20 protein-coding genes, 3 pseudogenes and 1 riboswitch are annotated in these 22,675 nt (G+C 57.6%); of the genes and pseudogenes, 11 read left to right on the top strand and 12 right to left on the bottom strand.

Annotated features, from left to right (window positions below; genetic code table 11):
- Window positions 1-38: 38 nt before the first annotated feature.
- A complete protein-coding gene (locus tag NKJ67_RS29715; RefSeq protein ID WP_352584810.1) occupies window positions 39-797 on the bottom strand; it encodes a class I SAM-dependent methyltransferase in 759 nt (252 codons plus the stop codon).
- A 152-nt stretch (window positions 798-949) separates the two neighbouring features.
- On the opposite strand from NKJ67_RS29715, the gene NKJ67_RS29710 reads away from it, so the two are divergent.
- Complete coding sequence (locus tag NKJ67_RS29710; protein WP_352584808.1) at window positions 950-1,102, top strand: hypothetical protein; 153 nt, start codon at window positions 950-952, stop codon at window positions 1,100-1,102.
- 639 nt (window positions 1,103-1,741) lie between these two features.
- On the opposite strand, the gene NKJ67_RS29705 is transcribed toward NKJ67_RS29710, so the two are convergent.
- From NKJ67_RS29705 to NKJ67_RS29675, 7 genes and pseudogenes are all read right to left on the bottom strand, one after another.
- Entirely contained in the window at window positions 1,742-1,906 is a 165-nt protein-coding gene (locus NKJ67_RS29705) for a hypothetical protein (RefSeq protein ID WP_352584806.1), read from the bottom strand.
- Between the two features lie 217 nt (window positions 1,907-2,123).
- Window positions 2,124-2,768, bottom strand: a pseudogene (locus NKJ67_RS29700) (aldehyde dehydrogenase family protein); the annotation flags it as partial.
- A gap of 75 nt (window positions 2,769-2,843) precedes the next feature.
- A complete protein-coding gene (locus NKJ67_RS29695; RefSeq protein WP_352584804.1) occupies window positions 2,844-5,051 on the bottom strand; it encodes a malate synthase G in 2,208 nt (735 codons plus the stop codon).
- Window positions 5,048-6,301 (bottom strand): D-amino acid dehydrogenase, encoded by a 1,254-nt coding sequence (locus NKJ67_RS29690; RefSeq protein ID WP_352584802.1) that lies wholly within the window; start codon window positions 6,299-6,301, stop codon window positions 5,048-5,050. Before NKJ67_RS29690 ends, NKJ67_RS29695 begins: the two co-directional genes overlap by 4 nt.
- A gap of 45 nt (window positions 6,302-6,346) precedes the next feature.
- A riboswitch (glycine riboswitch) is annotated at window positions 6,347-6,441 on the bottom strand.
- 267 nt (window positions 6,442-6,708) lie between these two features.
- Entirely contained in the window at window positions 6,709-7,899 is a 1,191-nt protein-coding gene (locus tag NKJ67_RS29685) for a glycine C-acetyltransferase (protein ID WP_352584826.1), read from the bottom strand.
- A gap of 38 nt (window positions 7,900-7,937) precedes the next feature.
- Window positions 7,938-8,897 (bottom strand): aminotransferase class IV, encoded by a 960-nt coding sequence (locus NKJ67_RS29680; RefSeq protein WP_352584800.1) that lies wholly within the window; start codon window positions 8,895-8,897, stop codon window positions 7,938-7,940.
- Window positions 8,898-9,149: 252 nt separating this feature from the next.
- The gene (locus NKJ67_RS29675) at window positions 9,150-9,605 is read right to left on the bottom strand and encodes an Lrp/AsnC family transcriptional regulator (protein ID WP_352584798.1); all 456 of its coding nucleotides are present in this window, start codon (window positions 9,603-9,605) and stop codon (window positions 9,150-9,152) included.
- Window positions 9,606-9,821: 216 nt separating this feature from the next.
- Here NKJ67_RS29675 and NKJ67_RS29670 point away from each other — a divergent pair, with 216 nt between their 5' ends.
- From NKJ67_RS29670 to NKJ67_RS29640, 7 genes are all read left to right on the top strand, one after another.
- Entirely contained in the window at window positions 9,822-11,003 is a 1,182-nt protein-coding gene (locus tag NKJ67_RS29670; protein ID WP_352584796.1) for an amidohydrolase, read from the top strand.
- 151 nt (window positions 11,004-11,154) lie between these two features.
- Window positions 11,155-12,000 carry an ectoine/hydroxyectoine ABC transporter substrate-binding protein EhuB gene (gene ehuB, locus NKJ67_RS29665; RefSeq protein WP_352584794.1) on the top strand — a complete coding sequence of 282 codons (846 nt, stop codon included), beginning with the start codon at window positions 11,155-11,157 and terminating at the stop codon, window positions 11,998-12,000.
- Window positions 12,001-12,053: 53 nt separating this feature from the next.
- The gene (gene ehuC, locus NKJ67_RS29660; RefSeq protein WP_352584792.1) at window positions 12,054-12,719 is read left to right on the top strand and encodes an ectoine/hydroxyectoine ABC transporter permease subunit EhuC; all 666 of its coding nucleotides are present in this window, start codon (window positions 12,054-12,056) and stop codon (window positions 12,717-12,719) included.
- 2 nt (window positions 12,720-12,721) lie between these two features.
- Window positions 12,722-13,387 carry an ectoine/hydroxyectoine ABC transporter permease subunit EhuD gene (gene ehuD / locus NKJ67_RS29655; RefSeq protein WP_352584790.1) on the top strand — a complete coding sequence of 222 codons (666 nt, stop codon included), beginning with the start codon at window positions 12,722-12,724 and terminating at the stop codon, window positions 13,385-13,387.
- Between the two features lie 2 nt (window positions 13,388-13,389).
- Window positions 13,390-14,205 carry an ectoine/hydroxyectoine ABC transporter ATP-binding protein EhuA gene (gene ehuA / locus NKJ67_RS29650; RefSeq protein ID WP_352584788.1) on the top strand — a complete coding sequence of 272 codons (816 nt, stop codon included), beginning with the start codon at window positions 13,390-13,392 and terminating at the stop codon, window positions 14,203-14,205.
- A 114-nt stretch (window positions 14,206-14,319) separates the two neighbouring features.
- A complete protein-coding gene (locus tag NKJ67_RS29645; protein WP_352584786.1) occupies window positions 14,320-15,756 on the top strand; it encodes an amidase in 1,437 nt (478 codons plus the stop codon).
- A gap of 64 nt (window positions 15,757-15,820) precedes the next feature.
- Window positions 15,821-16,993, top strand: coding sequence for a M24 family metallopeptidase (locus tag NKJ67_RS29640; RefSeq protein WP_352584784.1), 1,173 nt, complete (start codon window positions 15,821-15,823; stop codon window positions 16,991-16,993).
- Window positions 16,994-17,343: 350 nt separating this feature from the next.
- Here the strand turns inward: NKJ67_RS29640 and NKJ67_RS29635 are convergent, their stop codons facing one another.
- Window positions 17,344-17,544, bottom strand: coding sequence for a hypothetical protein (locus tag NKJ67_RS29635; RefSeq protein WP_352584782.1), 201 nt, complete (start codon window positions 17,542-17,544; stop codon window positions 17,344-17,346).
- 166 nt (window positions 17,545-17,710) lie between these two features.
- Window positions 17,711-18,529 (bottom strand): IS110 family RNA-guided transposase, encoded by an 819-nt coding sequence (locus NKJ67_RS29630; protein WP_352584780.1) that lies wholly within the window; start codon window positions 18,527-18,529, stop codon window positions 17,711-17,713.
- A gap of 644 nt (window positions 18,530-19,173) precedes the next feature.
- Between NKJ67_RS29630 and istA the strand changes: the two genes are divergently transcribed.
- The 3 genes from istA to NKJ67_RS29615 are packed head-to-tail and all read left to right on the top strand — an operon-like array spanning window position 19,174 to window position 21,653.
- Entirely contained in the window at window positions 19,174-20,643 is a 1,470-nt protein-coding gene (gene istA / locus NKJ67_RS29625; protein ID WP_352584778.1) for an IS21 family transposase, read from the top strand.
- 15 nt (window positions 20,644-20,658) lie between these two features.
- A complete protein-coding gene (gene istB / locus NKJ67_RS29620) occupies window positions 20,659-21,435 on the top strand; it encodes an IS21-like element helper ATPase IstB (protein ID WP_352584776.1) in 777 nt (258 codons plus the stop codon).
- Window positions 21,432-21,653 carry a hypothetical protein gene (locus tag NKJ67_RS29615; RefSeq protein ID WP_352584775.1) on the top strand — a complete coding sequence of 74 codons (222 nt, stop codon included), beginning with the start codon at window positions 21,432-21,434 and terminating at the stop codon, window positions 21,651-21,653. Before istB ends, NKJ67_RS29615 begins: the two co-directional genes overlap by 4 nt.
- Before the next feature lie 108 nt (window positions 21,654-21,761).
- Here the strand turns inward: NKJ67_RS29615 and NKJ67_RS29610 are convergent.
- Together NKJ67_RS29610 and NKJ67_RS29605 are read right to left on the bottom strand one after the other, a co-directional pair.
- Window positions 21,762-22,193: pseudogene (locus NKJ67_RS29610) on the bottom strand (IS110 family RNA-guided transposase); the annotation flags it as partial.
- Between the two features lie 157 nt (window positions 22,194-22,350).
- Window positions 22,351-22,641 (bottom strand): annotated as a pseudogene (locus NKJ67_RS29605) (transposase); the annotation flags it as partial.
- Between the last annotated feature and the right edge of the window lie 34 nt (window positions 22,642-22,675).

The raw sequence follows: 22,675 nt of genomic DNA, 5'->3' as shown, positions 1-22,675 counted from the left end.
CTAGCATGGACTAAAAGCTTGTAGGACAGACAGTCGTATTATTTATGCGCGACAACTACGAGGCTCGAGCTATCGGATGTAAACGCTCCACCGTCCGGACCATAAGCCTCAATAGTCACGAACCCCGCGCTTCGCAACATGCGAACAAATTCAGAAAACCCATACTGTCTGAAAGAAAGGTGCGTTCGTCTAACGTATCCATCGCGGACGAAGATCCTTTCGATGTTCCGCCGGTCGCTAAGCACATCATTGCTCACTATATCGATTCTTAGATCGTCGTTATGCTGCCAAACGTAGAAAGGTGTCTCGTGCCGTAAGAACGCGAAGCGATTGGCATGGTCGATTAAAAGGCGCCCGCCCTTTCTAAGTGAAGAAGCGGCTTCACGAAGAACTCTCTCGTTGTCCGCATCATCGAAATAGCCAAACGTCGTGTACCACAGAAAAGCCGCCTCAAATTGATCTCGCCATGGGAGTGAGCGCATGTCGCCAAGAACATACTCAACATTTAGCCCCCGTTCAGCCGCGTCCGCTTCGGCTTTTTTTAGCAAGGCCGGCGAGATGTCAAGTCCGGCTACCCGCGCTCCTTTTTCTGCCAACCGGTTGCTAATCCGCCCATAACCGCATCCAAGTTCAAGAACCGAGCTGCCTCCTTTAAGAGAAAGAAGATCCCAAATTACTGTCGCCTGTTGATCGCTCAGAGTGGGTGTATTTACTACATTTCCAAAGTGAAAATAGTCTTCACTGAAATGCGCGATAATTTCTGGTAGAGAAACCGGGGTGCTCGTCTCGTCACGCATCCATCATACTCCCGACGTTCTGTACCTTTTGACCGATTTTGCACAGCGCGAAGAGTTTTTAAAGAAAACATTTGTTAATTGTTTATAACACCGTTAAACGTTTTGGTAATATTAATTGACCTTGCGGCATCCCATATTCTACCGGGCCCGATATGGCGCCTCTCGAATCCTTCACCATCGGGAACTTGGGTATCATCGCGGCCGGTGGCCTTCTCAACGTCGCGGCGCTGGTGGCCATCGTGCGGGAAGGTGAAGATACTCGACCGCTCGCAGCGGCTCGCTTCGAGGCATTACTTCTTGTGTAAGCTTTGAGAGTTGGCTTCGCTCGGCAGCGGCCCGCCAATGCCTTTCTCGACGCGTAATGCCCCTTCGGATCCGTGTGAAGTCCGTCTCTTGCCGGGCTTGCGGCGTCTCTCTTCAGATCGTTCTGCGGTGCGGTCAGTTTTGCCTGAGCGTCTCCTTCGGGGTACGACAGGCTTCCCTTTGTTCGTAACTGTCATGCATGTCTGGCATGTCTGTCGGCAGCGCCACCTATGGTGAGGCACAAGGCCACAAGATCCTGAAATCGAGGACGCACAAAAGGGCTTCGATTGAAATGTGGCGACCTTTGCAACACTTGCGGGCTCGGAGTGTTCGAGGCTGATGACTAGCACTACTTTGGCAGATTTTTAGCGGAGAGGGTTCTGCGGCAGTGGGGACAACGGATTGGGGGCGGCTGCGCGAGCGCGGTGAGGATGGCTTGCCTGACGGCGCGTAGGCTCGGTTGGGGCGGCGGGCTAAGGATTCTTTTTTCCCCTTCCGCTTGTTTAGCGAGATTGCAGGAAGGCGCAGGCGATCAGAGCCTTCTCTGCTTTGGCTCAGTCGTCTCATGGCCTTGCGCGCTTGTAGGTTTGCCCAGACGTTCCATCCGGCCCTTTTTGCATGACCTTCGACCGAAGCATGACTCAGGCGGCCGAAGTCGTTCCGTCAAAAATCGTCTTTCGGTGAAACGCGGCCTTCAAAAAGAGAAGCGTTTTGAAATGTGATGCACCCTTTGGCCGAATGAACGAGCGACGCGCATCGGCAGTAAACAATGTGTTTAGTAATGCCGCTTCAAGCACGGCTGCCACGAAAGCCCTTCTAGCAGCCGCTGGATGAGCCTCACCGCGCAAGACCTGGAGCGTCGTCATGGGGTTGGAACAAAGAGCAGTGCGAAATAGCTTGGCCACCACAGCTCGGAGCGGATCGTCTTCGAGGTCAATGACGCGGCCGCGATTTTGCTGCGGGCCGCGATGGATGCCTGTCTCGGCGGTCGACGGCGCGATCAATGGGCGGCGGCTCCGGACCCGCAGAAACCGTCGAGTTTCGTTTCGAGGTCAGCTTTCGCGCCGACGCCCGCCTTTGTGCATCGGCGTCTGAATCGTCGAAGACGATGAAAGGCGCATTGCCGCCGAGCTCGAGGCTGACCTTCTTGATCTGGTGCGAGCACTGGCGCATGAGCAGCCGGCCAACCTCGGTCGAGCCGGTGAAGCTGATCTTGCGGACCTTGGCGTTTGTGCAGAGTTCGCGGCCGACGGCATCGCCCTCAGACGCGTAGATCAGGTTGACCACGCCTTCGGGAAAGCCAGCCTGGTGGGCGAGGGCAAACATTGCGCCGGCCACGAGCGGCGTCTGTTCAGCGGGTTTCAGCACGATCGTGCAGCCAGCCGCCAAGGCCGGCGAGATCTTGCGCGCCACCATGGAGGCCGGGAAATTCCATGGCGTGATCGTGCCGACGACGCCGATCGGCTGCTTGATCACCAGCAGGCGACGATCCGTCGATGGCGCGGAGATCGTCTCGCCATAGATGCGGTTGGCCTCTTCGGCGTACCATTGCAGGTACGCCGCCGCATGCGCCACTTCCGATTTGGCCTCGGCAAGGGGCTTGCCCATTTCCGCGGTCAATATCGCGGCAAGGTCAACGGCGTGGTCGATGATCAGCTGATGCCAGCGCCCCACATCGGCGTTCGTCAATTGGTGGCTTGCTGGCGAGGCCGAGCCTGGCGGGCCCCCGTCATCAATATTCTCCTATACTTCAGATTGCTCTCGGCTTTTTTGCGCAAGCCTGCGCGCATGCAGCACTGGGTCGGTGTATCCGCCCGGCTGCTTGCGGCCTTTGAATACCAGATCCCTTGCCGCAAGGAAGGCAATCGAGTTGTCGAACTCCGGCGCCATCGGCTGGTAGAGCTTGTCACCGGCGTTCTGCTGGTCGACCATGCCCGCCATGCGCTTCAGCGTCTCCATGACCTGATCGCGCGTGCAGACCCGATGATGTAGCCAGTTGGCGACATGCTGCGAGGATATACGGCAGGTGGCGCGGTCTTCCATCAGGCCGACATCGCTGATGTCCGGCACCTTCGAGCAGCCGACGCCCTGGTTGACCCAGCGCACCACATAGCCAAGAATCCCCTGGCAGTTGTTGTCAAGTTCCTTCTGGATGTCTTCCAGCGTCCAATTGGGGTGCGGCTCGACAGGGATCGACAATATGTCGTCGAGCTTGGCGCGCTCCCGCGCCTTCAGCTTTTCCTGCACCGCATGCACGTCGACCTTGTGGTAGTGCGTGGCGTGCAGCGTCGCCGCCGTCGGCGACGGCACCCAGGCGGTATTAGCGCCGGCCTTCGGGTGTCCGATCTTCTGCTCCAGCATCGCCGCCATCAGGTCCGGCATCGCCCACATGCCCTTGCCGATCTGCGCCCGGCCTTCCAGCCCGCAGGCCAGACCGATATCGACATTCCAGTTCTCGTATGCGCCGATCCATGCCGACTGCTTCATGTCGGACTTGCGGATCATCGGGCCTGCTTCCATCGAGGTGTGGATCTCGTCGCCAGTCCGGTCGAGGAAACCGGTGTTGATGAACACCACGCGCTCCTTCGCAGCGCGGATGCACTCCTTGAGGTTGACCGTAGTACGGCGCTCCTCGTCCATGATGCCCATCTTCATCGTGTTGGGCATCATGCCGAGCGCCTGCTCGACGCGGCCCAACAGTTCCACCGCGAAGGCGACCTCGACCGGCCCGTGCATCTTCGGCTTCACCACATACATGGAGCCTGCCGGCGAGTTGGCGCGGCGACCCTTGTCGCCGATGTCGTGCAGCGCGATGGCTGCCGTCATCATCGCGTCGATGATGCCTTCCGGCACCTCGTTGCCGTCGCGGTCGAGGATGGCCGGGTTGGTCATCAGGTGGCCTACATTGCGCACCAGCATCAGCGAGCGGGCGCGCAGCGAAAAAGGCTTTCCATCCGGGCCGGTGTACTCGATATCCGGCTCCAGCTTGCGGGTAAACGTCGTGCCGCCCTTGGTGACCTGCTCCTCCAGGTTGCCCTTCATCAGGCCGAGCCAGTTGCGGTAGACGGTGACTTTGTCCTCGGCGTCGACCGCCGCGACCGAATCCTCACAATCCATGATAGCAGTGATGGCGGACTCCAGACGCACGTCGGAGATGTCGGCGACATCGGCCTTACCGATCGGCGAGTTCGGATCGATGACAATCTCGATATGGATGCCATTGTTCCTCAGGAGAAAATGCGTCGGCTTCCCCGCTTCGCCCTTGTAGCCGGCGAACTGTTCCGGCGTCTTCAGCTTCACCGCCTTGCCGTCGGCCTTGGCGAGCGCCAACGCGCCGTCGGCGACGCTGATAACCTTGACTTTGCTCCAGCTGGCGCGAACGAGCGGAACGCTCTCATCGAGGAACTTCCGCGCCCAGGCGATCACCTTGTCGCCGCGCACGGGATTGTAGCTCTTGCCCTTCTCCGCGCCGTCATCCTCGGAGATCGCATCCGTGCCGTAGAGCGCTTCATAGAGCGAGCCCCAGCGCGCATTTGCGGCGTTCAGCGCATAGCGCGCGTTCATCACCGGCACGACGAGCTGCGGGCCGGCGATCGAAGCTATCTCGGGATCGACGTTCCTCGTCGAGATGCTGAAATTCGGCCCTTCCGGAACGATGTAGCCGATCTCGGTCAGAAGGGCTTTGTAGGCATCGAGATCATCGGGCGCCCCGTTCTGTCGATGCCAATTGTCGATCTTACTTTGAATGTCGTCCCGCAGCTTCAGCAGCTCGCGATTCCTCGGTGCAAGGTCGTGAATAATCGAAGAGAAGGCTGACCAGAATTCGGAGGCATCTATCCCGGTGCCGGGCAGTGCCTCGTTTGCCACGAAAGCGTGGAGCTCCTTCACAATTTTCAGATCACCTATTTCGACTCGGTTCTGCTTTGAATCGTCTCCATTCGAAATCTTCATGCGGCCAATCTCGCTTCGGCTGGGATCTCCTTGCCGATCACTTCAGCGAGTGCCGCTGAGGTTGCCGCTGACAAGGTCCAGCCCAAATGACCGTGCCCAGTGTTATAGAAGACACCTGGCGTTTTGCCTTTCCCGACCCTGGGCATCATGTTCGGCATCATTGGCCGGAGGCCCGCCCAAGGAATGACCCTATTGGTGGTGATCCCTGGGAAAAGGGTGCGGGTCCACTCGACGAGGGGCCTTACACGGTCATCTCTGATGTCGCGGTTGGCCCCATTGAATTCCGCAGTGCCAGCAACTCGAAAACGTGATTGTCCCAACCTGCTGGTGACGATTTTTGCTCGATCATCCAGAATGCTCACCCAAGGGGCTGACGCCTGAGAGCGTTCGTCGCTGAGGTCGACAGTGATCGAGTACCCTTTGACCGGATAGATGTTCAGGCGGTCCCCGAGCATTGCACCGATACCGCGACTATGGACGCCTGCGCACACCACAACCGCATCCCCGTCGAGATTTTCTGTCGCAGCACCGCTAGCCGAAGCATTTCGCGTGTAGCTGACGGTGAAGCGATTCCGCTTCGTTATGCGCACAACGTCGGCATCGTAAACAAAACTCGCACCTCGCCCCTCACAGACCCGAGCAAGCCCGCTCGTGTATTTGTGGATATCACCTGTGGAGTCGGAGGGTGTGTAGAACCCACCGTGGAAGGAACCGGTGAGTGCTGGTTCAATCGACGAGATTTCAGCAGGTCCTACCGCGTACCTGTCCAGGCCGCCCTCGACCAGCATCTCGTTGACTTTGGCGGCATGATCGAAGCCCGCCTTGTCATAATAGACGTGGAGGATACCCTTCCGAACGTGGTCGAAGTCGATCTTTTCGCGCTCGGCAATATCAAACATATGCTGCCGCGCCAATATCGCCAGCCGTGCAGTGGCGATGGTGTTCTCGCGATACCGCGATATGTTCGCCATAAACTCTGCGAGCCAGCTGTACTTGTGCCACGAGGGGGAGGGATTCATCAGATGGGGGGCATCGCGGCGCGCCATCCATTTGATACCCTTGATGATCGTAGACCAGTGGTTCCACACTTCTGCGTTGCAGGCCGACAGTTGCCCTCCATTTGCAAACGATGTTTCCATCGCTGCATACCGTTGCTTTTCCAACACGACCACTTCGTAGCCGCTTTGAATGAGCGCGTAGGCGGTCGACACGCCGGTAATTCCGGCGCCGATAACAAGAATCTTCGGCATCTTCTGTCTCCAACAGATGAACGGTGGGGTGTAAGCCCCGGGCCAGTCCCCAAATCTGTCTTGATACCTGAGAGCTTATCCGGATTGACCGGCTTTCCCCTTCGGTGGACGCGTGCGCGTCTCTCTCCAGATCGTTCGGCGAGGCGTCACTTATGCCTGAGAGTTTCCTTGGGGGGTTGCTCCGTCGGCGCTGGCGATGCCAGTCTCTCCCGCGTTACCTATGAACTTTCACATCATGCATCTGAAAGCTGTTAGATTTAAATCAATCTCTGTGCGCTCATGCAGATAAAACACCATCTTCCGCCCAGTTTCTGACCGGTTGAACCAGCTAGGCTCTGTGAAGCGGAAAATTCGGTCTATCAACCATCAGCGCGGTGGCATTTGATGAGAAATACGCGCAAGATAGTTTAGGGCGTCATCCCTAGCTCGGCTGCCACGTCGGCGAAAGCCTCGACGCACCGGTCGATGTCAGCGGTGGAATGGGCAGCCGACATCTGCGTTCTGATACGCGCTTGGGCTTTCGGAACGACCGGAAACGAGAAGCCTATCACGTAGATGCCACGTGCCAGCATCTTCTCCGCCATCGCCTGAGCAAGCGACGCGTCGCCCAACATAACCGGGATGATCGGATGATCGGCGCCGGCTAGGGTGAAGCCAGCCTTGGTCATCTTCGAACGGAAGCGATCGGCGTTGGCGTAGAGCTTTTCGCGCAAAGCGTCGCCTTGGTCGATCAGCTCGAACACCTTCAGCGACGCGCCTGCGATCGCCGGCATTAGCGTGTTTGAGAACAAGTAGGGCCGCGACCGCTGGCGCAACCAGTCGACCACCTCGCGCTTCGCCGACGTATAACCACCGGATGCGCCGCCCAGCGCCTTGCCAAGCGTGCCGGTAATGATGTCAACCCTTCCCTCGACCCCGCAATGGTCGGCCGAGCCGCGTCCGTGCCTGCCGACAAACCCGACTGCGTGGCTGTCGTCGACCATGACCATAGCCCCGTACTTCTCGGCGAGATCGCAGATACCGCCCAGGTTGGCGATGATGCCGTCCATGGAGAACACCCCGTCGGTCGCAATCAGTTTGAAGCGACTACCCTCCGCCTTCCTTAGTTCCTCCTCAAGGGCTGCCATGTCGTTGTTGGCGTAGCGGAAGCGCTTGGCCTTGGAGAGTCGCACGCCGTCAATGATCGAGGCGTGATTCAGCGCATCCGAGATGATCGCGTCCTCTTCGCCGAGCAGCGTTTCGAACAGACCGCCATTGGCATCGAAGCAGGAGGAATACAGGATCGTGTCCTCCAGTCCCAGAAACGAGGAGATGCGCGCCTCAAGCTGCTTGTGCTCCTCCTGCGTTCCACAGATGAAGCGTACCGAGGCCATTCCGTATCCGTAGCGGTCGAGGGCCACCTTCGCGGAGGCCCTCAGTTCCTCGTTGTCCGCCAAACCAAGATAATTGTTAGCGCAGAAATTCAAAACCTTTGCGCCGCTCGCCACCTCGATCTCTGCCGACTGCATCGAGGTAATCACCCTTTCGGGCTTGTAAAGCCCAGCCGACTTCAGACCGCGGATTTCTTTTTCGAGATGAGATATGAAAGTCGGGTTCAAGTTTATCCTATTTGTAACAGAGGGGAGTGGCGTCGGTCCTATTTGTATTGAATTGGTGTAGACCACATAGGGTCGCTGTGCTTTTTCCAGTACAGATCGGTAATTCGCTTGGTTATCGGTCCGACACTACCGTCTCCAACCAAACGGTCGTCAATCTTCGTCACCGGCATTATACCGCCAGCCGTCGAGGTGATGAAAACCTCGTCAGAACCCTTGAGTTCTTCCCGATCGATGTCGCCGGCGATAACATCGATACCCAACTCACCACAAAGATCGAACACGCTTTGTCGTGTGATACCCGCGAGAACTCCATGAGCAGGCGTCTTCAATTTCTGGCCTTTGACCGCGAAAACGTTGAAGCCTGGCCCTTCTGCGATGTTGCCGTTAGTATCAACGATAAGTGCAGTTTCTGCGCCGGAATCGTACGCATCAAACAGTCCTTTGACCAAATCCAGCCAATGATAATTCTTTATGCCCGGATCAACCGACGCTGGGGGAATACGAACAGTATCGCTGATCGCGACGTGAAGCCCGCGCTGCATCTGCGCCTTATTGGCGACCGAGCCATATGGAACAGCGAATGCAATGAACCTATTTTCCGCCTGACGCGGGTCTCGGCTGAACGTTGGCGAGCCCCCTCGTGTACAAATCATCTCGACATAAGCAGACTGATGTCCGGACAGCGCCACGCATGTAGAAAGGATGCTCTCGATCTCAGCATGAGTATAGGGAATCTTCATTCGAAGTTTCGCCATTCCGCGATGGAATCGTTCCAAATGCTTATCGAGCCTGAAGAAGCGTCCATCCCACACGTGCACGGTATCGTAGGTCGCGTCGGAATGAAGGAACCCCCAATCCAGTACGGAGATTTTTGCTTCTGACATCGGAAGGTATTGGCCGTCCATGAAAGCGACGCCATGCGGATAGCGCCTTGTATCCTGATGGCGCTCGTCGATGGATGGAAACATCGTGACAGGTTGAGCTTCGGCAGATGTCATTTCCTGAGATCCTCAAATGGCCGCAGTATGGGCGCTCTGCTTTTGAGACCGCCGGGTACGGAGTCGAGACAGAACGCGATGGAAGTCGCTGACGTGGGCTGTTGGCCTGCCGACAGATGGCGGTGGTTCGCACAGCCGTGAAGCTATTTTGCAGATCCCAACGCGAGAATTTCGATCAAACCGGTCGGCTGATCGCAATGAACGCTTCAAAAAGGTTCGGATTTTGATCGGATAGCCTTTTGCATACGGCGGCTAAGTCAAGACGCGTGGCTCAAATTTGACCCGATCTAGTGCGATCATACTTTTGAACTTCCGCACGTTGGGATTGGTATAGAGTTTGGTTTTAACAAAGACATCGAAAGCCTCGACATCCTCGACGGCGACAATCAGAACAAAATCAGCATCACCGGTTACCATGTAGCACTGGGTTACTTCCTTCGCAGCGCGCATTGCCCGTTTGAAATCATCAACCAGGTCGAGTCGCTCTCGATCGAGCTCAACGTTGACAACAACCGTCAACGTCTTTCCCAGCGCTTTGGGGTCGACCAATGAGATATCCGCGGTGATAACGCCGTCAGCCCGCAGTTTGTTGACGCGGCGCATACACGAGGCTGCCGATGATCCGACTAGATCAGCGAGCTCCGAAAACGACAACCGATTGTTTTTCTGGAGGGTAGCGAGGATGCGCCGATCAAGATCGTCCAGCATATTTGGTGTCCAACGTTAGGCGAAGCACTCGATATCGCTCCCGGAATATGCGCTGCCGGCTCGAACGATGTAAGGGCATATCTCACCCCTCAGTGACGCAAGCATTTCACGTAGGCGATCACTTTGCTCACGAGATTTCGAAACCGTTTCCTTTTTGAAGCGACAAAAGGTGAACGTTGCTGCATGCCTTTCGGTATCGTGGCCTTAGGAGCCGACATGAGAAAAGCGGAAGATTTCTTGCATCTGGAAGCTGAAGTCACGGCTTGGCGTCGGCATATTCACAGCCATCCCGAACTGGATTTCGATGTTCAGGATACTGCTCGGTTCGTATGCGATAAACTGGAGTCGTTTGGCATAGACCACATCGAAACCGGCATTGGCGGAAGCGGCGTGATCGCCCTGATAGAGGGAGGCCTGGGTGAGGGCAGCACAATCGCCCTCCGGGCCGATATGGATGCATTGCCTATTCAGGAAACGACAAAGCTTCCATGGGCGTCACGTGCCGTCGGTAAGATGCATGCCTGCGGCCATGATGGGCATATGGCTATGCTGCTTGGCGCGGCGAAGTACCTTTCAGAGGCGCGAGACTTCAGAGGGCGTGTGGCACTGATCTTCCAGCCGGCGGAAGAGGTAGAATTCCCGTCCGGTGGCTTCAAAATGATCCAGGATGGGTTCCTGGATCGCTTGCAGATCTCGCAGGTATTTGGTCTCCACAATTGGCCAGGTCTAGATGTCGGAAAATATGCCATTTGCAGCGGGCCGCTAATGGCCTCGCAGGATGACTTTGACATCACGATTCAAGGCCGCGGTGGTCACGCTGCGAACCCGCACCTTGCCGTCGATCCCGTTGTAATAGCTGCTCACACCATAACGGGGCTGCAGTCTTTGGTTTCACGCTACACCGATCCTACGGATTCGCTTGTCATCTCGGTGACGAAGCTATCCGCTTCGAACGCGTACAACGTTATCGCTGACAAGGTAGAACTCGCGGGTACGGTCCGATCTCTTGCTCCCCACCTCCGCGTTTTTGCTGAGCAACAGATTGAGATTGTCGCGAGAAAGATAGCGCAGGCTTTCGGTGGCGACATTACCTATCGCTACCGCCCTTCAGTACCAGTCACAGTCAACGACGTGAAAGCGACCGATGTTGCAGCGCGGGCCGCGGAGGCAGCCAGCCAAACGGAAAGCGTCAACCGCCGTGTTAGGCCGGCCATGGGCGCCGAAGACTTCGCATATATGCTCGATGCGCGGCCAGGCGCTATGATTTTCCTTGGCAACGGAAAGACCGCTGCACTCCACAACCCAAATTACGACTTCAGCGACGCTGCTATCCCTTACGGCATCGCGTACTGGGTGAACGTTGTCGGAGCGACACTGGGCACGGCGAGTATGCGCTGAGGGTAGTCAGAAAATGCACGTACCTGGTTCGGATGTTTCATCCGACTATGATTTTTGACCGAAATGCTCTATTCGGCATGCAGTACCATCTCCGGGTTGGGTCAGCGGCTATTACGGGCTGCGGCTCGCTAGAAAAGAAAAGGGAACTCCGATGGTAACTAAGATAGGGGCCGCCTTACTGGTGGCAGGAATTGCCGGTCTGGCAGGTTCATTTGCAGCGCATGCGGGTCCGCTAGAGGACCGGGTTAAGGCAGGAGAGCCGATCAGAATCGGGTTCACCAACGGTCCGATCTACGCGTTTCTCGATGACAAAGGTCAGCCGAAGGGTTTCGTGAATACAATCGCGCTTGACGTCCTGAAAAGCATGGGGATCACAAAAATCGACCCTGTCCCCACCGAGTGGAGTGGCATGATCCCTGGTCTGCAGGCTGGCCGGTACGACATAATCACCGGCGGTATGTACATACTGGGCAGCCGTTGTAAGAACGTGACCTTCTCAGAACCGATCGCCAAAACTGGCGACGCGTTTCTGGTGCCGAAGGGGAATCCAAAGGGTATCCACAACTACAAAGATATCTTGAACAAGAATGCCACTTTTGTAACCTACTCGGGTGCCAGCCTGATCGAGGCTGCAAAGAAGGAAGGCGTTGCGGACGAACAGATCACACAGGTTCCAAGCGGAACGGAAGTCGTTGCTGCAGTCAAATCAGGACGCGCGGACGCTGGGGGCATGACCTACTTCGAGGTTAAGGGCGTTGCGGATGAATCGAAGGGAGAGCTAGAGGCGACCAATCCAAATGACCTCCCCGAGTGGACGCAGAACTGGATCGGCCTTGGCTTCCGATCGGAAGACGCCGATTTCCTGGCGCGGTTCAACGAGGCTTTGAAGAAATACATCGGGACGCCTGAAATGATCGAGGCGGTTAAGCCATACGGACTGACCGAGGTGAACCTGCCAGGCCCCACAACAACTGAGTGGGCATGTTCCAACCGCTGACATGAAGGCTATGCGGGCCCAGAGAGGCCCGCATAGCCGCTAGAGGTGGGAATATGAGTCTCCTGGATTTTTTCATCCAATATTCACCCCAGCTGTTCTCGGGTGCCTATATCACCGTTTTGGTGTTTGCCTGTTCTAGCATGCTGAGCATCGCGTTGGCGATTTCTGCTGGGCTTTCCAAAATGGCCCAGATCGCGCCTTTGCGCTGGGTTGCCAATATCTACGTGGAGCTCTTCAGAGGGACCTCACTCTTAGTACAGCTCTACTGGATTTTTTTCGTCCTACCTTTATTCGGTCTGACGATAGAGAAATTCACGGCTGGCTGTCTGGCAATTGGTTTGAACATCGGAGCGTATGGCGCCGAGTTAGTCAGAGGTGCGATTCTAGCTGTTCCGAAAGGTCAGACGGAGGCAGCGATCGCCCTGAACATGACGACCTCAACGCGAATTCGTCGCATCATCCTTCCTCAGGCCTTTCTGATCGCGCTACCCGCATGGGGAAACCTTCAGATCGAGCTTCTGAAGGCGACGGCGCTCGTTGCGTTGATATCCGTCGGCGATCTCATGTTTGAAGTCAGGCAGATTAACGGCGTCACTTATCTTTCCGCCCAAGCCTTCGGTGCAGCGCTGATCATATATTATGTCTTGGCAAGGTTTCTCCTTACACCCGCGATGCGCGTTCTAGAGATGGGAATGCGTCGAAAGCTGGGGGGCGCCTGATCATGTTCAACTGGGATTGGGAATTTACCTGGCAAATCCTACCTAGGCTTCTTTCGGCAACTGGAAACACTGTGATTGCTGCGCTGTTGGGCTATCTGATAGCGATGGCACTTGGGCTCGTATTCACCTTTATGCTGCGGACGAGGTCTCAAGTAATCACAGTTGTTGCGAGGGAGATAATCGACTTCATTCGCTCCACACCACTTCTAGTCCAAGTTTTTTTCGTTTTCTACGTCGGACCCCAGTTCGGAATCCGTGTGAGTCCGTGGGCGGCCGGTATGTTTGCTATTGGTGTGCACTACGCTTGCTATCTGTCTGAAGTTTATCGCGGCGGGATCGACGCGGTTGCACGTGGACAATTTGAAGCCGCAACCGCGCTGAATATGTCAGCGAAGCAAACTTATTTTCGGATAATACTGCCCCAAGCATTTCCACTCTGCATTCCAGGAATGGGAAACTATCTGATCGGAATATTCAAAGACACCCCTATGCTGTCAGTCATAGGTGTTGCTGAGCTGACGCACGCTGCCAATTCCATTGGCGGTGAGAGTTACCGGTTTCTTGAGCCGTTCACTCTGGTTGGCCTGATATTCCTCGTGATCTCTCTTCCATCAGCAGGATTGGTAAAGCTAGTCGATAGCTATGTCCGGCGCAGACAAGGAATTTAAAGATGCAGGACATGTCACAACTGCCGTTGAAACTTTCCGGCGATCAGAAGCCAATCGTCAGTTTCCGCAACGTCACCAAATCTTATGGTTCGCTCGTTGTGTTGGACAATCTGAATCTTGACATCGCAAGGGGCGAGACGGTGACCATTATCGGGCCTTCGGGTTCGGGCAAGACCACGGTTTTGCGGGTACTTATGACGCTCGATCCCATCAACAGTGGATGCATCTATGTCGACGGCGAACCTCTGACGCACATGGAAAGAAATGGGAGGCTTGTGCCGGCAGATCAAAAGCACGTTCGAGCTAGACGATCCGACATTGGGATGTGTTTTCAGCACTTCAATTTGTTCCCTCACATGACGGCTCTGGAAAACTGCATAGAGGGCCCAGTCCAAGTCTTGAAGTTGCCGAAAGCCGAAGCTCGGGATCGCTGCGTCGAACTGCTTGAAATGGTCGGCATGCTTGAGAAAAAGGACCAGCATCCTTCGCGGCTTTCAGGTGGTCAGCAGCAACGCGTTGCCATTGCTCGCGCCCTGGCGATGAGGCCGAAAGTCATGCTGTTTGATGAGGTCACCTCTGCTCTCGATCCCGAAGTGATCGGTGAGGTTACACATGTGATCCGCAAGCTCGTCGCGGAGCACAACCTGACAATGCTACTAGTGACGCATCAGATGGGCTTCGCACGCGACATATCGGATCGAGTTTGTTTCTTCTACCGTGGCAAGATCGAGGAGCAGGGAAAACCCTCAGAACTGTTCCTCAACCCCATTAAAGAGCGGACGCAGCAGTTTTTGCGGGCAGTCAAAGAAGCCTACTGATCGAATATTCATGCAAGGTCCGACTTCAAGGAATGCTCTGCTGCGCCTGGCATTCGCTTTGAAGGTCAGCAGACGGCAATTTCCTTTATCAATAGGCGCCAGATAGGACTTGCTATGGGTAATTCTTCATCCTATGAAAATGACATTCCAGAACTATGTCAGTTCGACGCAGGAATGCTTGCGCAGTTGTACGGTAGCGGCGATGTTTCTCCAGTTGAGGTCACACACGCTTGCCTTGAGCGCGCCAGCGACGTTCAGAAGAGGCTGAACGGCTTTACGTTCCTAGATGCCGACAGAGCTCTCAGTGCCGCGAAAGCATCTGAAGTGCGTTGGCGGGCTGGTGAGCCACAGTCACCTATCGATGGCGTTCCAACGACACTCAAAGACATTGTCCATGTAGAAAACTGGTCAGTCCGTTATGGCAGCACCACCACAGAGACGGCACCTTTCAGTCAGGACGCCCCGGCCGTAGCCGGACTTCGAAAAGCAGGTGCGGTTTTCATCGCCCAAACCACGATGCCTGAATTCGGATGGAAAGCGGTAACTGATAGCCCGGCTTTCGGCGTCACAAAAAACCCGTGGAACACCAACCTCACACCGGGCGGCTCGTCCGGGGGTGCGGCTGTCGCGGCTGCTACAGGAGTCGGAGCGCTGCACTTGGGCACCGACGGTGGCGGCTCAATCCGGGTTCCTGCATCCTTTACAGGGATCGTTGGGCACAAGCCGAGTTTCGGTCGAGTTGCTGCCTATCCACCCAGCGCATTTGGAACTGTCGCGCACATAGGACCGATGACGCGATCGGTCCGGGATTGCATCAACATGCTCGATGCCATGACGGGTCGCGATTTGCGTGACTGGACGCAGCCTTGCTTCGAATTTTCGCAATTGAGGTCTGAACCAATACCATGGGCGGGACGGCGCGTCGGATACTGGAAGGCGCCAGTGACCGGAAAACTAAGCGCCGAGGTAGCCGGCACGGTCGACGGTGTGGTTCAAAACCTGATAGCGGCCGGCGCAGAGGTACAGGAAGTGACCTTGCCTTTTGCCGATGACCTTCTGGAGGTATTCTACCGGCATTGGTACGTCGGTGCGGCGAACCGTCTGTCCGGATTTCCTGAATCGGTGCTGGAATCCGTGGACCCCGGACTTGTGAAGGCTGCGGATGTTGGACGGCGATACAGCGCTGTAGATCGAATATGGGCGGAGGTGCGACGCGCTCAGTTTGGAGCTGAAATGGACAGCTTGCTTTCGACGTTTGACGTAGTTCTATCGCCCACAGTGGCAGTCCTGCCCTTCGAAGCAGGTCGCGAGGTGCCCGCCGACAGCGATTTTGAAAGCTGGATCGAATGGGCATCATTCAGCTTTCCAATCAACCTCAGCCAACAGCCGGCCTGCTCGATCCCTGTTGGGTTTTCGAGGGAACATCTTCCCATCGGTATCCAGGTGATCGGCGCACGCGGCGACGACGCCGTAGTGCTGCGGGCAGGACTCGCGATCGAAGAAATGTGTCAGAGCACTTTTCTTAAGCCTGGCTCACGGTGGCCCGGTTGACAAGTTTTGGCCCATCATCACCACACAGGCGCGAAGATGCACCAGCGATGCTCCGACGGATAAGATGACCACTGACCGATATTATAAGGGCTTCAATAGAAGCGAGTACGAATCGCGGCTTATACGTGCCCAAGCATTGATGGGAGAGCACAAACTCGACGGCATTCTCCTCTCTTCAATGGATAACATACGATATACAGCCGGGATCGACTCTACTTTCTGGGAAAGTTACACGCGGCCCTGGTTTGTGCTCGTTCCAGCTGAGGGCGATCCGATCGCGATCATTCCGGAGATTGGTCGCGCGATTATGGAAACGACATGGGTCAAAAACATCAGATCCTGGCCGTCGCCTCGCCCTGAAGACGAGGGCACTTCGCTTCTCGTGGAAGCAATCTCCGCGCTTCCTCGCCGGCACGGAAGGATTGGTGCCGAACTTGGCATGGAGTTGCGTATCGGAATGCCGGTGGCGCAGTTCCTGGATATACGAAGCAAATTGCAGGGTGTCGAGATCGTAGACGGATCTCACCTCATTTGGCTTTTGCGTATGATTAAGAGTTCGGGCGAGGTTGCGAGGATCCAAAAAGCAATCGACATCGCTGCAGTCACTTTTGACGATGTCCCTAACTTTATCCGCATAGGTGATAGCGAACGGACCGTTCAGCGAGAATTTCGTGGTCGTCTGAATTCTGGGGGTGCGGGAGCGATCCCTGCGGTCATCGTCCGGTCCGACTTGGGAGGTCCGTTTGAGATAACTGGCGGGCCGCGCGATCGTCCGATCGCGAACGGAGATCTCCTTTTCATCGATACCGGAACGACGTTCGATGGGTACTTTTGCGACTACGATCGCAACTACCGTGTTGGAGATGTGAGCGACGCGCTAAAGCGCGCGCACGAGCAGGTCTGGAGGGCAAATGAAGCTGGCCTTGCCGCAGCAAGACCAGGTGTCCCAGCAGAATCTGTTTTTGCGGCTATGGCAACCGTCCTGTCGTCTCGCACTAACGATCTGAACAGCAATGGAAGGATGGGGCACGGTCTAGGACTTCGGGTGACCGAACCGCCATCCATCCGGCTCGGCGACCGAACTTTGCTGGCGCCGGGGATGGTTCTCTGCATCGAACCGGGTCTCGAATATGAACCAGGGAAGATCGTGCTTCACGAAGAAACTGTTCTGATAACACATGACGGTGCAGAACTCCTCACTCCCAGAGCGCCACGCGAGCTTCCCACGATCGGCTGAGTGCCGCGCAGGTGGCGAAAGGACCAAATGTCACGCGGAGAACCCGATCGTGTTTCGGGCATGGAGATCGGCGTTCCGGCTGAAACTCCGAAGCGGGTGACCATCGCTCATCAGATAGGCTGAATGCGTACTCTTCACGTTCGATCAGAGACTCTGAGGAAGCGATCTTCTTCCTAACGCCCCGTTCATCGACCGCCAGCGCTTTCACAACATCTGGCATGCAAGCCATTAGCATCAAGCATGCAGCGACTGGATCTTCTCTAACCAACGCCACCCGCATCAGGCGCCGGATCTGAAAACCCCTCGGATGCGTTCGCAATGGTGGCCCAACCTAACCTTTGCAGATTCCGCTAGAGCATCGGGCGGGAAGTTTGAATCGAGGTTTCTTTTTTTTGATCGAACAGTGATTCACCGTTGGCTGGAGGTGGCGCCATGGGAAGAGCTGTTTCATCGGATTTGCGGTTGCGGATTGTGAAGGGGATTTCAGGAGGCAAGTCTCGGCGCGCCGTCGCGGCCCAGTTCGAGGTTGCCGCCTCGACGGCGGTACGCATTCATATAGCGCGGCATATGTGGAACGGCCACGCGGGCAAGCGCTTTTTCAGACATTTCACCCAGCCTCTCTCGCCTCGGGATTTCGTCCCGTGGGTCATCGTCTAATTGTGCACCTCGCCTCTGTCCGGCGTCGCGCCGGCCAGTCCGTCCTGGTCGTCGTTCGGCTCAGGCGCGTGCTGCGCCGCTTGCCGCACCAGTATTTCGATATGTCCCGCCCTTGGTGAGCAGCGCCCAGATAATCCTCGCCATCTTGTTGGCGAGCGCGACCGCGACGACCTTGAAAGGCCGCCGTGCCAAAAGGGTGACTAGCCATCGCAGCGCTTTGTCGTTTCCCTTAACACGCTGCAAGACAGACGTCGCGCCACAAACGAGCAGCGAGCGGAGCGTCGGGTTGCCCATTTTCGATATGCCGCCGAGCCGCTCCTTGCCGCCGCTCGAATGAGGCTTTGGCGTCAGTCCCAGCCAGGCGGCGAAGTGACGGCCGGATTTGAACCCGCCGGGATCCGGGACCAGCGCTTTGACGGAAGCCGCCGTGATCGCTCCGACGCCCGGAATTGTGGTCAGCCGTCGCATGTCCTCATCGCGCTTCGCTTCGCCGACGATCCCTCGTTTGAGTTTGTCGATTTGACGCGTCAGCGCCTCGATCTGATAGGCGATCTCAGCCAAAGCCAGTCGAGCGGCTTTTGGCAGGCAAACGTCCTCCTCGTCCCGGACGATCTCGATCAACGCAGCCACTTTAGCCGTGCCGAGGGCGGCAATAACGCCCAACTCCGACAATGTGTCGAAGACGGTCGAAACCCGCTGATAGACGACGACAAGAGCTGAAGCGCTGGAAGAGCAAAGGCGGCCGACCGCGCGCTCTTCAACTAGCGCTGTAGCGGGCGGCCGCCTTTGCGGCGCGGTGCTGATCATGGGAGGTTGAAGGCGATAGACGCGGGGCACGTCTCCAGCCGCCCTGAGGCGGCTTTCGATGTACCCCGCCATGCGCCTGCCTGTGGTAGATCTGCGGGTAATCAGCGCCGCAGAAACAATCCGGCGTAACACCGATCTCAACTGGCAAGTCCGGGCTCGGTGTCACGCTCCACTGACGGTGCGCGACTGCATTATCGCATTGTCAGCGCATTCCGTCGACCTTTTCCCCGAACTCCCTGCGGCGCTCCGAAAGGATCGTCGCGGATGCTCACGGGCCGCGTCTTTCTGTGCGGCCGCTGCCGTTCGCAGGTAACGATCTGCCGCAGCTGCGACCGGGGACAGCGCTACTGCGGCCAGGACTGCGCCCGTGCTGCCCGCCGCGAGAGTGTGCGCGAGGCGGGGCGACGTTATCAGCGCAGCCGCCGTGGACGCCTAGCTCATGCGGTCCGGGCCCGACGATATCGGGCTCGGCACAATAAAGTGACGCATCATTCTCCACCTGCATCTCCTGCCGGTTCACTACTGGTCAGTCCCTCGAACGATGTCGTCGCTGCTTTTGCTGACGTCGCCGGGCGGGCGACGACATCGGTCATGCCCACGCCGTGCTGTCGGCGCTGCGACTGTCGACTGTCGCCGTTCGTTCGCACCGGCTTCGTGCGTCGCCGGGGGCCTCGTTATGCCCGTGAAGCTGACTACGCAGACGGAGAGCCCGCATCATGACCATCAGCCCCGAACTGGAAGCGCAGATCCTGCGCCTGTATCACGCCGAGAAGTGGCGCTGCGGCACCATCGCCAGGCAATTGCATGTCCATCACACGACGGTGCATCGCGTTCTGGCCCAGGCGGGATTGCCCCGGCACAAGCCGCTGCAGAGAGCCTCAATCATTGACCCGTATCTTCCATTCATTGAGCAGACGCTGGAAAAGTTCCCCTCGCTGACCGCCAGCCGCCTTTATGCGATGGTGCGCGAGCGCGGCTACCGGGGCTTGCCGACGCACTTTCGGCACCTGGTCGCCCTGCACCGTCCACGCAAGCCGGCCGAGGCGTTCCTGCGGCTGCGCACATTGCCGGGCGAGCAGGGACAGGTCGACTGGGCCCACTTCGGGCACATCGAGATCGGCAACGCCCGCCGGCCGCTGATGGCGTTCGTGATGGTGCTTTCCTACTCACGCGACATCTACCTGCGCTTCTTCCTCGACGCGCGCATGGAAAACTTCCTGCGCGGTCACGTCGGCGCGTTCAACACATGGTGCGGGCTGCCCAGGGTCCTGCTCTACGACAATCTCAAGAGTGCGGTGCTCGAGCGCCAGGGCGATGCGATCCGCTTCCATCCGACGCTGCTTGCCTTCGCCGGCTTCTATCGGTTCGAGCCACGTCCTGTCGCGGTTGCCCGGGGCAACGAAAAAGGCCGCGTCGAGCGCGCCATACGGCATATAAGGGAAGCATTCTTCATCGCCCGCAAGTTCACCGATCTCGACGATCTGAACGCCCAGGCCGAACAGTGGTGCCGCAACCAGGCAGCCGACCGGCCATGCCCCGAGGACCGGACGATGACGGTCCGCCAGGCGTTTGCGCAAGAGCAGCCACTGCTTCTGCCGCTGCCCGCCAACCCATACCCCGTCGAGGAGCAGGTCGCCGCCAAGGTTGGCAAAACGCCCTATGTGCGCTTCGACCTCAACGATTACTCGGTACCGCATGCTCATGTCCGGCGCACGCTCAGCGTGCGCGCCGATCTCGGCCTCGTCCGTGTCTTCGACGGCGCAAAGATGATCGCCAGTCACCGTCGCAGCTATGATCGCGACCAGCAGATCGAGGACCCTCAGCACCTCAAGGCACTCGTCGCAATCAAGCGCGAGGCGCGCCAGCATCGCGGCCTCAACAGCCTGACGCGCGCCGTGCCGGCCTGCCAGACCCTGATGATCCGGGCCGCCGAGCGTGGCTCCAATATCGGTGCGATCACAAACGCGATGCTGAAACTGCTTGACCTGTACCGCGCAGGAACTGCAGGCCGCCGTCGAGGAAGCTTTGCATGCCGGCGCCTCCCATTCGAGGTCGGTTCGACGTACTGGAACGCCGCCGGGTCGCCCGTGGTGCTCCGCCGCCGGTCGAAACGAGCCTGCCCGAACACGTGCGGCGCAAGGATACGACGGTACGGCCGCATCGCCTCGACAGCTACGACCAACTGACCCTTGGAGGCAAAGATGATGAATAATCCCGACATCCTGCTCAACCGGGCCAAGGCGTTGCGCCTCAATGGCCTGATCACCCATTGGGACGAAATCGCTGGCGCGGACTGGCTGGCCGCCGTCCTTCAATGGGAAGAAGAGGAGCGCTCCGACCGTTCGATGCGGCGACGCACGCGTGCCGCCAGGCTCGGCCACTTCAAGCAACTGTCCGATTATGACTGGCACTGGCCTCGCCGCATCGACCGCGCCGCCGTCGAGGATTTGATGACCCTGTCCTTCATGAACGATGCCGCCAACATCGTCTTTATCGGCCCCAACGGCGTCGGGAAATCGACACTTGCTCGCAATGTCGCTCACCAGGCGCTCATCTGCGGTCACACCGTCCTCTTCCGAACCGCCAGCGAGATGCTCGGCGAACTCGCCGCCCTCGACAGCGACGCAGCCTTGCGCCGACGCCTTCACCACTACGCCGCCGCCGACGTTCTTGCGATCGACCAGGTCGGGTATCTGTCCTACTCGAACCGTCATGCGGACCTGCTGTTCGAGCTCATCAGCCGGCGCTACGAAAAACGCTCAACCATCATCACCACCAACAGACCCTTCGCTGATTGGTCGGAGGTCTTTCCCAATGCCGCCTGTGTCGTCAGCCTCGTCGACCGCCTCATGCACCGATCCGAGGTGATCTCCATCGAAGGCGATTCCTACCGCTTCAAGGAAGCGGCCGAGCGATCAAAGGCACAGCGCGAAAAACGCACCAGCCGCTCCTCCGGCGAAAAGGTGCCCGCGGCATGAAACCAGATCCTCAACCGTCCGGCCTCAGTCGTGGTATCCACTTCCTCATCAATCCCGAATGGACACCCCAACAGGCGCTCACTGTCTTCGAGCTCCTCAACGATCTCGCCGATAGCATCTGGTCTCACTACGGCGTCCAACTCCAGGAACTTATCCAGGAGCAGCAACGAACACCGACCGATCACAGCGATATCGAAAAAGCCCCGTCCTCGTTCTAAAGCACACATCCTCGACACTCGGCGGCCTGCAAAGGCCGCCTTTTTGTTCCGTCCACAAGCACCAAACGCTTGTCGTCGTTTAAACGCGCTTTTGAAAAGCCATCAACACAAATGCCCGCGAAGCGCGTTGATCGCCTGAGTTTGCTGGCGGATCAAAAGGGCGCGCGTCCTCAGCACCATGGCCGCTGCTTGTTGATCAGCCGATTTGATCGGAACGAAACGCATGGTCTTGCGGGTGACGGCTTCGCTGATCGCTTCGGCGTCGGCGGCGTCCGTCTTGCCCCGTTTTACGAAGGGCTTCACATAAATCGGCGGGATCAAACGCACGTCGTGACCGAGCGCCGCGATCTCACGCGCCCAATAATGCGAACCGCCGCACGCCTCCAAACCAACTAGACACGGCGGAAGCTTTTCGAAAAAGCCCAGCAGCTCGGCTCGACGCAGTTTGCGATTGAAAATCGGTGCGCCTTCGGCATCGGCGCCATGAATTTGAAAAACGTTCTTGGCCAAATCCAGGCCGATGGTGCTAACCTGCTTCACGGAACGGCTCCCTTCCTTGTGGCGTTGCTCGCAACGACCACGTTTTGGCACTTAGATGCTGTCGGTAGCGGGGCCGTGTTCCACACCATCAATCTGGGGTTCTTCCGCATATTTGGTGCAGGGACTACTTTTTCGGATGTCCCTTTGTCCGGTTGGGTCAAGCGGCTGCCAGCAGTCGGCTCCGGAGGAGTGGATAGGCGGCGCGCCCGTACATCTGTCGCTTGATCGTCTTGAGGCGGTTGATCTGGCCTTCGACCGGGCTTGTGCTCCAGGGCTGGGTGATTGCCGCCCGGACAGCCTCAATGTCACGGCCGATGCCTGCTGCAAGGGAGGCCAGCTCACTACCCGTGGCATCGGCGATCCATTGCTCGAGACCGGCATCATCGTCGCCGCGTATCACTGCAGCAAAACGGCGGGCGAGTTCGCCCGCGATCGAAAGCTCCGGCGCATTTTCATGGAGATGGTGGAGGAACCGCTCGGTC

It is taken from the genome of Mesorhizobium sp. M0088, from assembly GCF_040322895.1.
GTDB lineage: Bacteria > Pseudomonadota > Alphaproteobacteria > Rhizobiales > Rhizobiaceae > Mesorhizobium.
The sequence above is the reverse complement of the archived record's forward strand: the minus strand, read 5'-3'. Positions and strand labels throughout refer to the sequence as shown.

Excerpts from the sequence above, each read along its gene's own strand:
- NKJ67_RS29715 (WP_352584810.1), bottom strand. The coding sequence starts at position 797 with ATGCGTGACGAGACGAGCACCCCGGTTTCTCTACCAGAAATTATCGCG.
- NKJ67_RS29710 (WP_352584808.1), top strand. The coding sequence starts at position 950 with ATGGCGCCTCTCGAATCCTTCACCATCGGGAACTTGGGTATCATCGCG.
- NKJ67_RS29695 (WP_352584804.1), bottom strand. The coding sequence starts at position 5,051 with ATGAAGATTTCGAATGGAGACGATTCAAAGCAGAACCGAGTCGAAATA.
- NKJ67_RS29690 (WP_352584802.1), bottom strand. The coding sequence starts at position 6,301 with ATGCCGAAGATTCTTGTTATCGGCGCCGGAATTACCGGCGTGTCGACC.
- NKJ67_RS29680 (WP_352584800.1), bottom strand. The coding sequence starts at position 8,897 with ATGACATCTGCCGAAGCTCAACCTGTCACGATGTTTCCATCCATCGAC.
- NKJ67_RS29675 (WP_352584798.1), bottom strand. The coding sequence starts at position 9,605 with ATGCTGGACGATCTTGATCGGCGCATCCTCGCTACCCTCCAGAAAAAC.
- NKJ67_RS29670 (WP_352584796.1), top strand. The coding sequence starts at position 9,822 with ATGAGAAAAGCGGAAGATTTCTTGCATCTGGAAGCTGAAGTCACGGCT.
- ehuB (WP_352584794.1), top strand. The coding sequence starts at position 11,155 with ATGGTAACTAAGATAGGGGCCGCCTTACTGGTGGCAGGAATTGCCGGT.
- ehuC (WP_352584792.1), top strand. The coding sequence starts at position 12,054 with ATGAGTCTCCTGGATTTTTTCATCCAATATTCACCCCAGCTGTTCTCG.
- ehuD (WP_352584790.1), top strand. The coding sequence starts at position 12,722 with ATGTTCAACTGGGATTGGGAATTTACCTGGCAAATCCTACCTAGGCTT.
- ehuA (WP_352584788.1), top strand. The coding sequence starts at position 13,390 with ATGCAGGACATGTCACAACTGCCGTTGAAACTTTCCGGCGATCAGAAG.
- NKJ67_RS29645 (WP_352584786.1), top strand. The coding sequence starts at position 14,320 with ATGGGTAATTCTTCATCCTATGAAAATGACATTCCAGAACTATGTCAG.
- NKJ67_RS29640 (WP_352584784.1), top strand. The coding sequence starts at position 15,821 with ATGACCACTGACCGATATTATAAGGGCTTCAATAGAAGCGAGTACGAA.
- NKJ67_RS29635 (WP_352584782.1), bottom strand. The coding sequence starts at position 17,544 with ATGCGTACCGCCGTCGAGGCGGCAACCTCGAACTGGGCCGCGACGGCG.
- NKJ67_RS29630 (WP_352584780.1), bottom strand. The coding sequence starts at position 18,529 with ATGGCGGGGTACATCGAAAGCCGCCTCAGGGCGGCTGGAGACGTGCCC.
- istA (WP_352584778.1), top strand. The coding sequence starts at position 19,174 with ATGACCATCAGCCCCGAACTGGAAGCGCAGATCCTGCGCCTGTATCAC.
- istB (WP_352584776.1), top strand. The coding sequence starts at position 20,659 with ATGATGAATAATCCCGACATCCTGCTCAACCGGGCCAAGGCGTTGCGC.
- NKJ67_RS29615 (WP_352584775.1), top strand. The coding sequence starts at position 21,432 with ATGAAACCAGATCCTCAACCGTCCGGCCTCAGTCGTGGTATCCACTTC.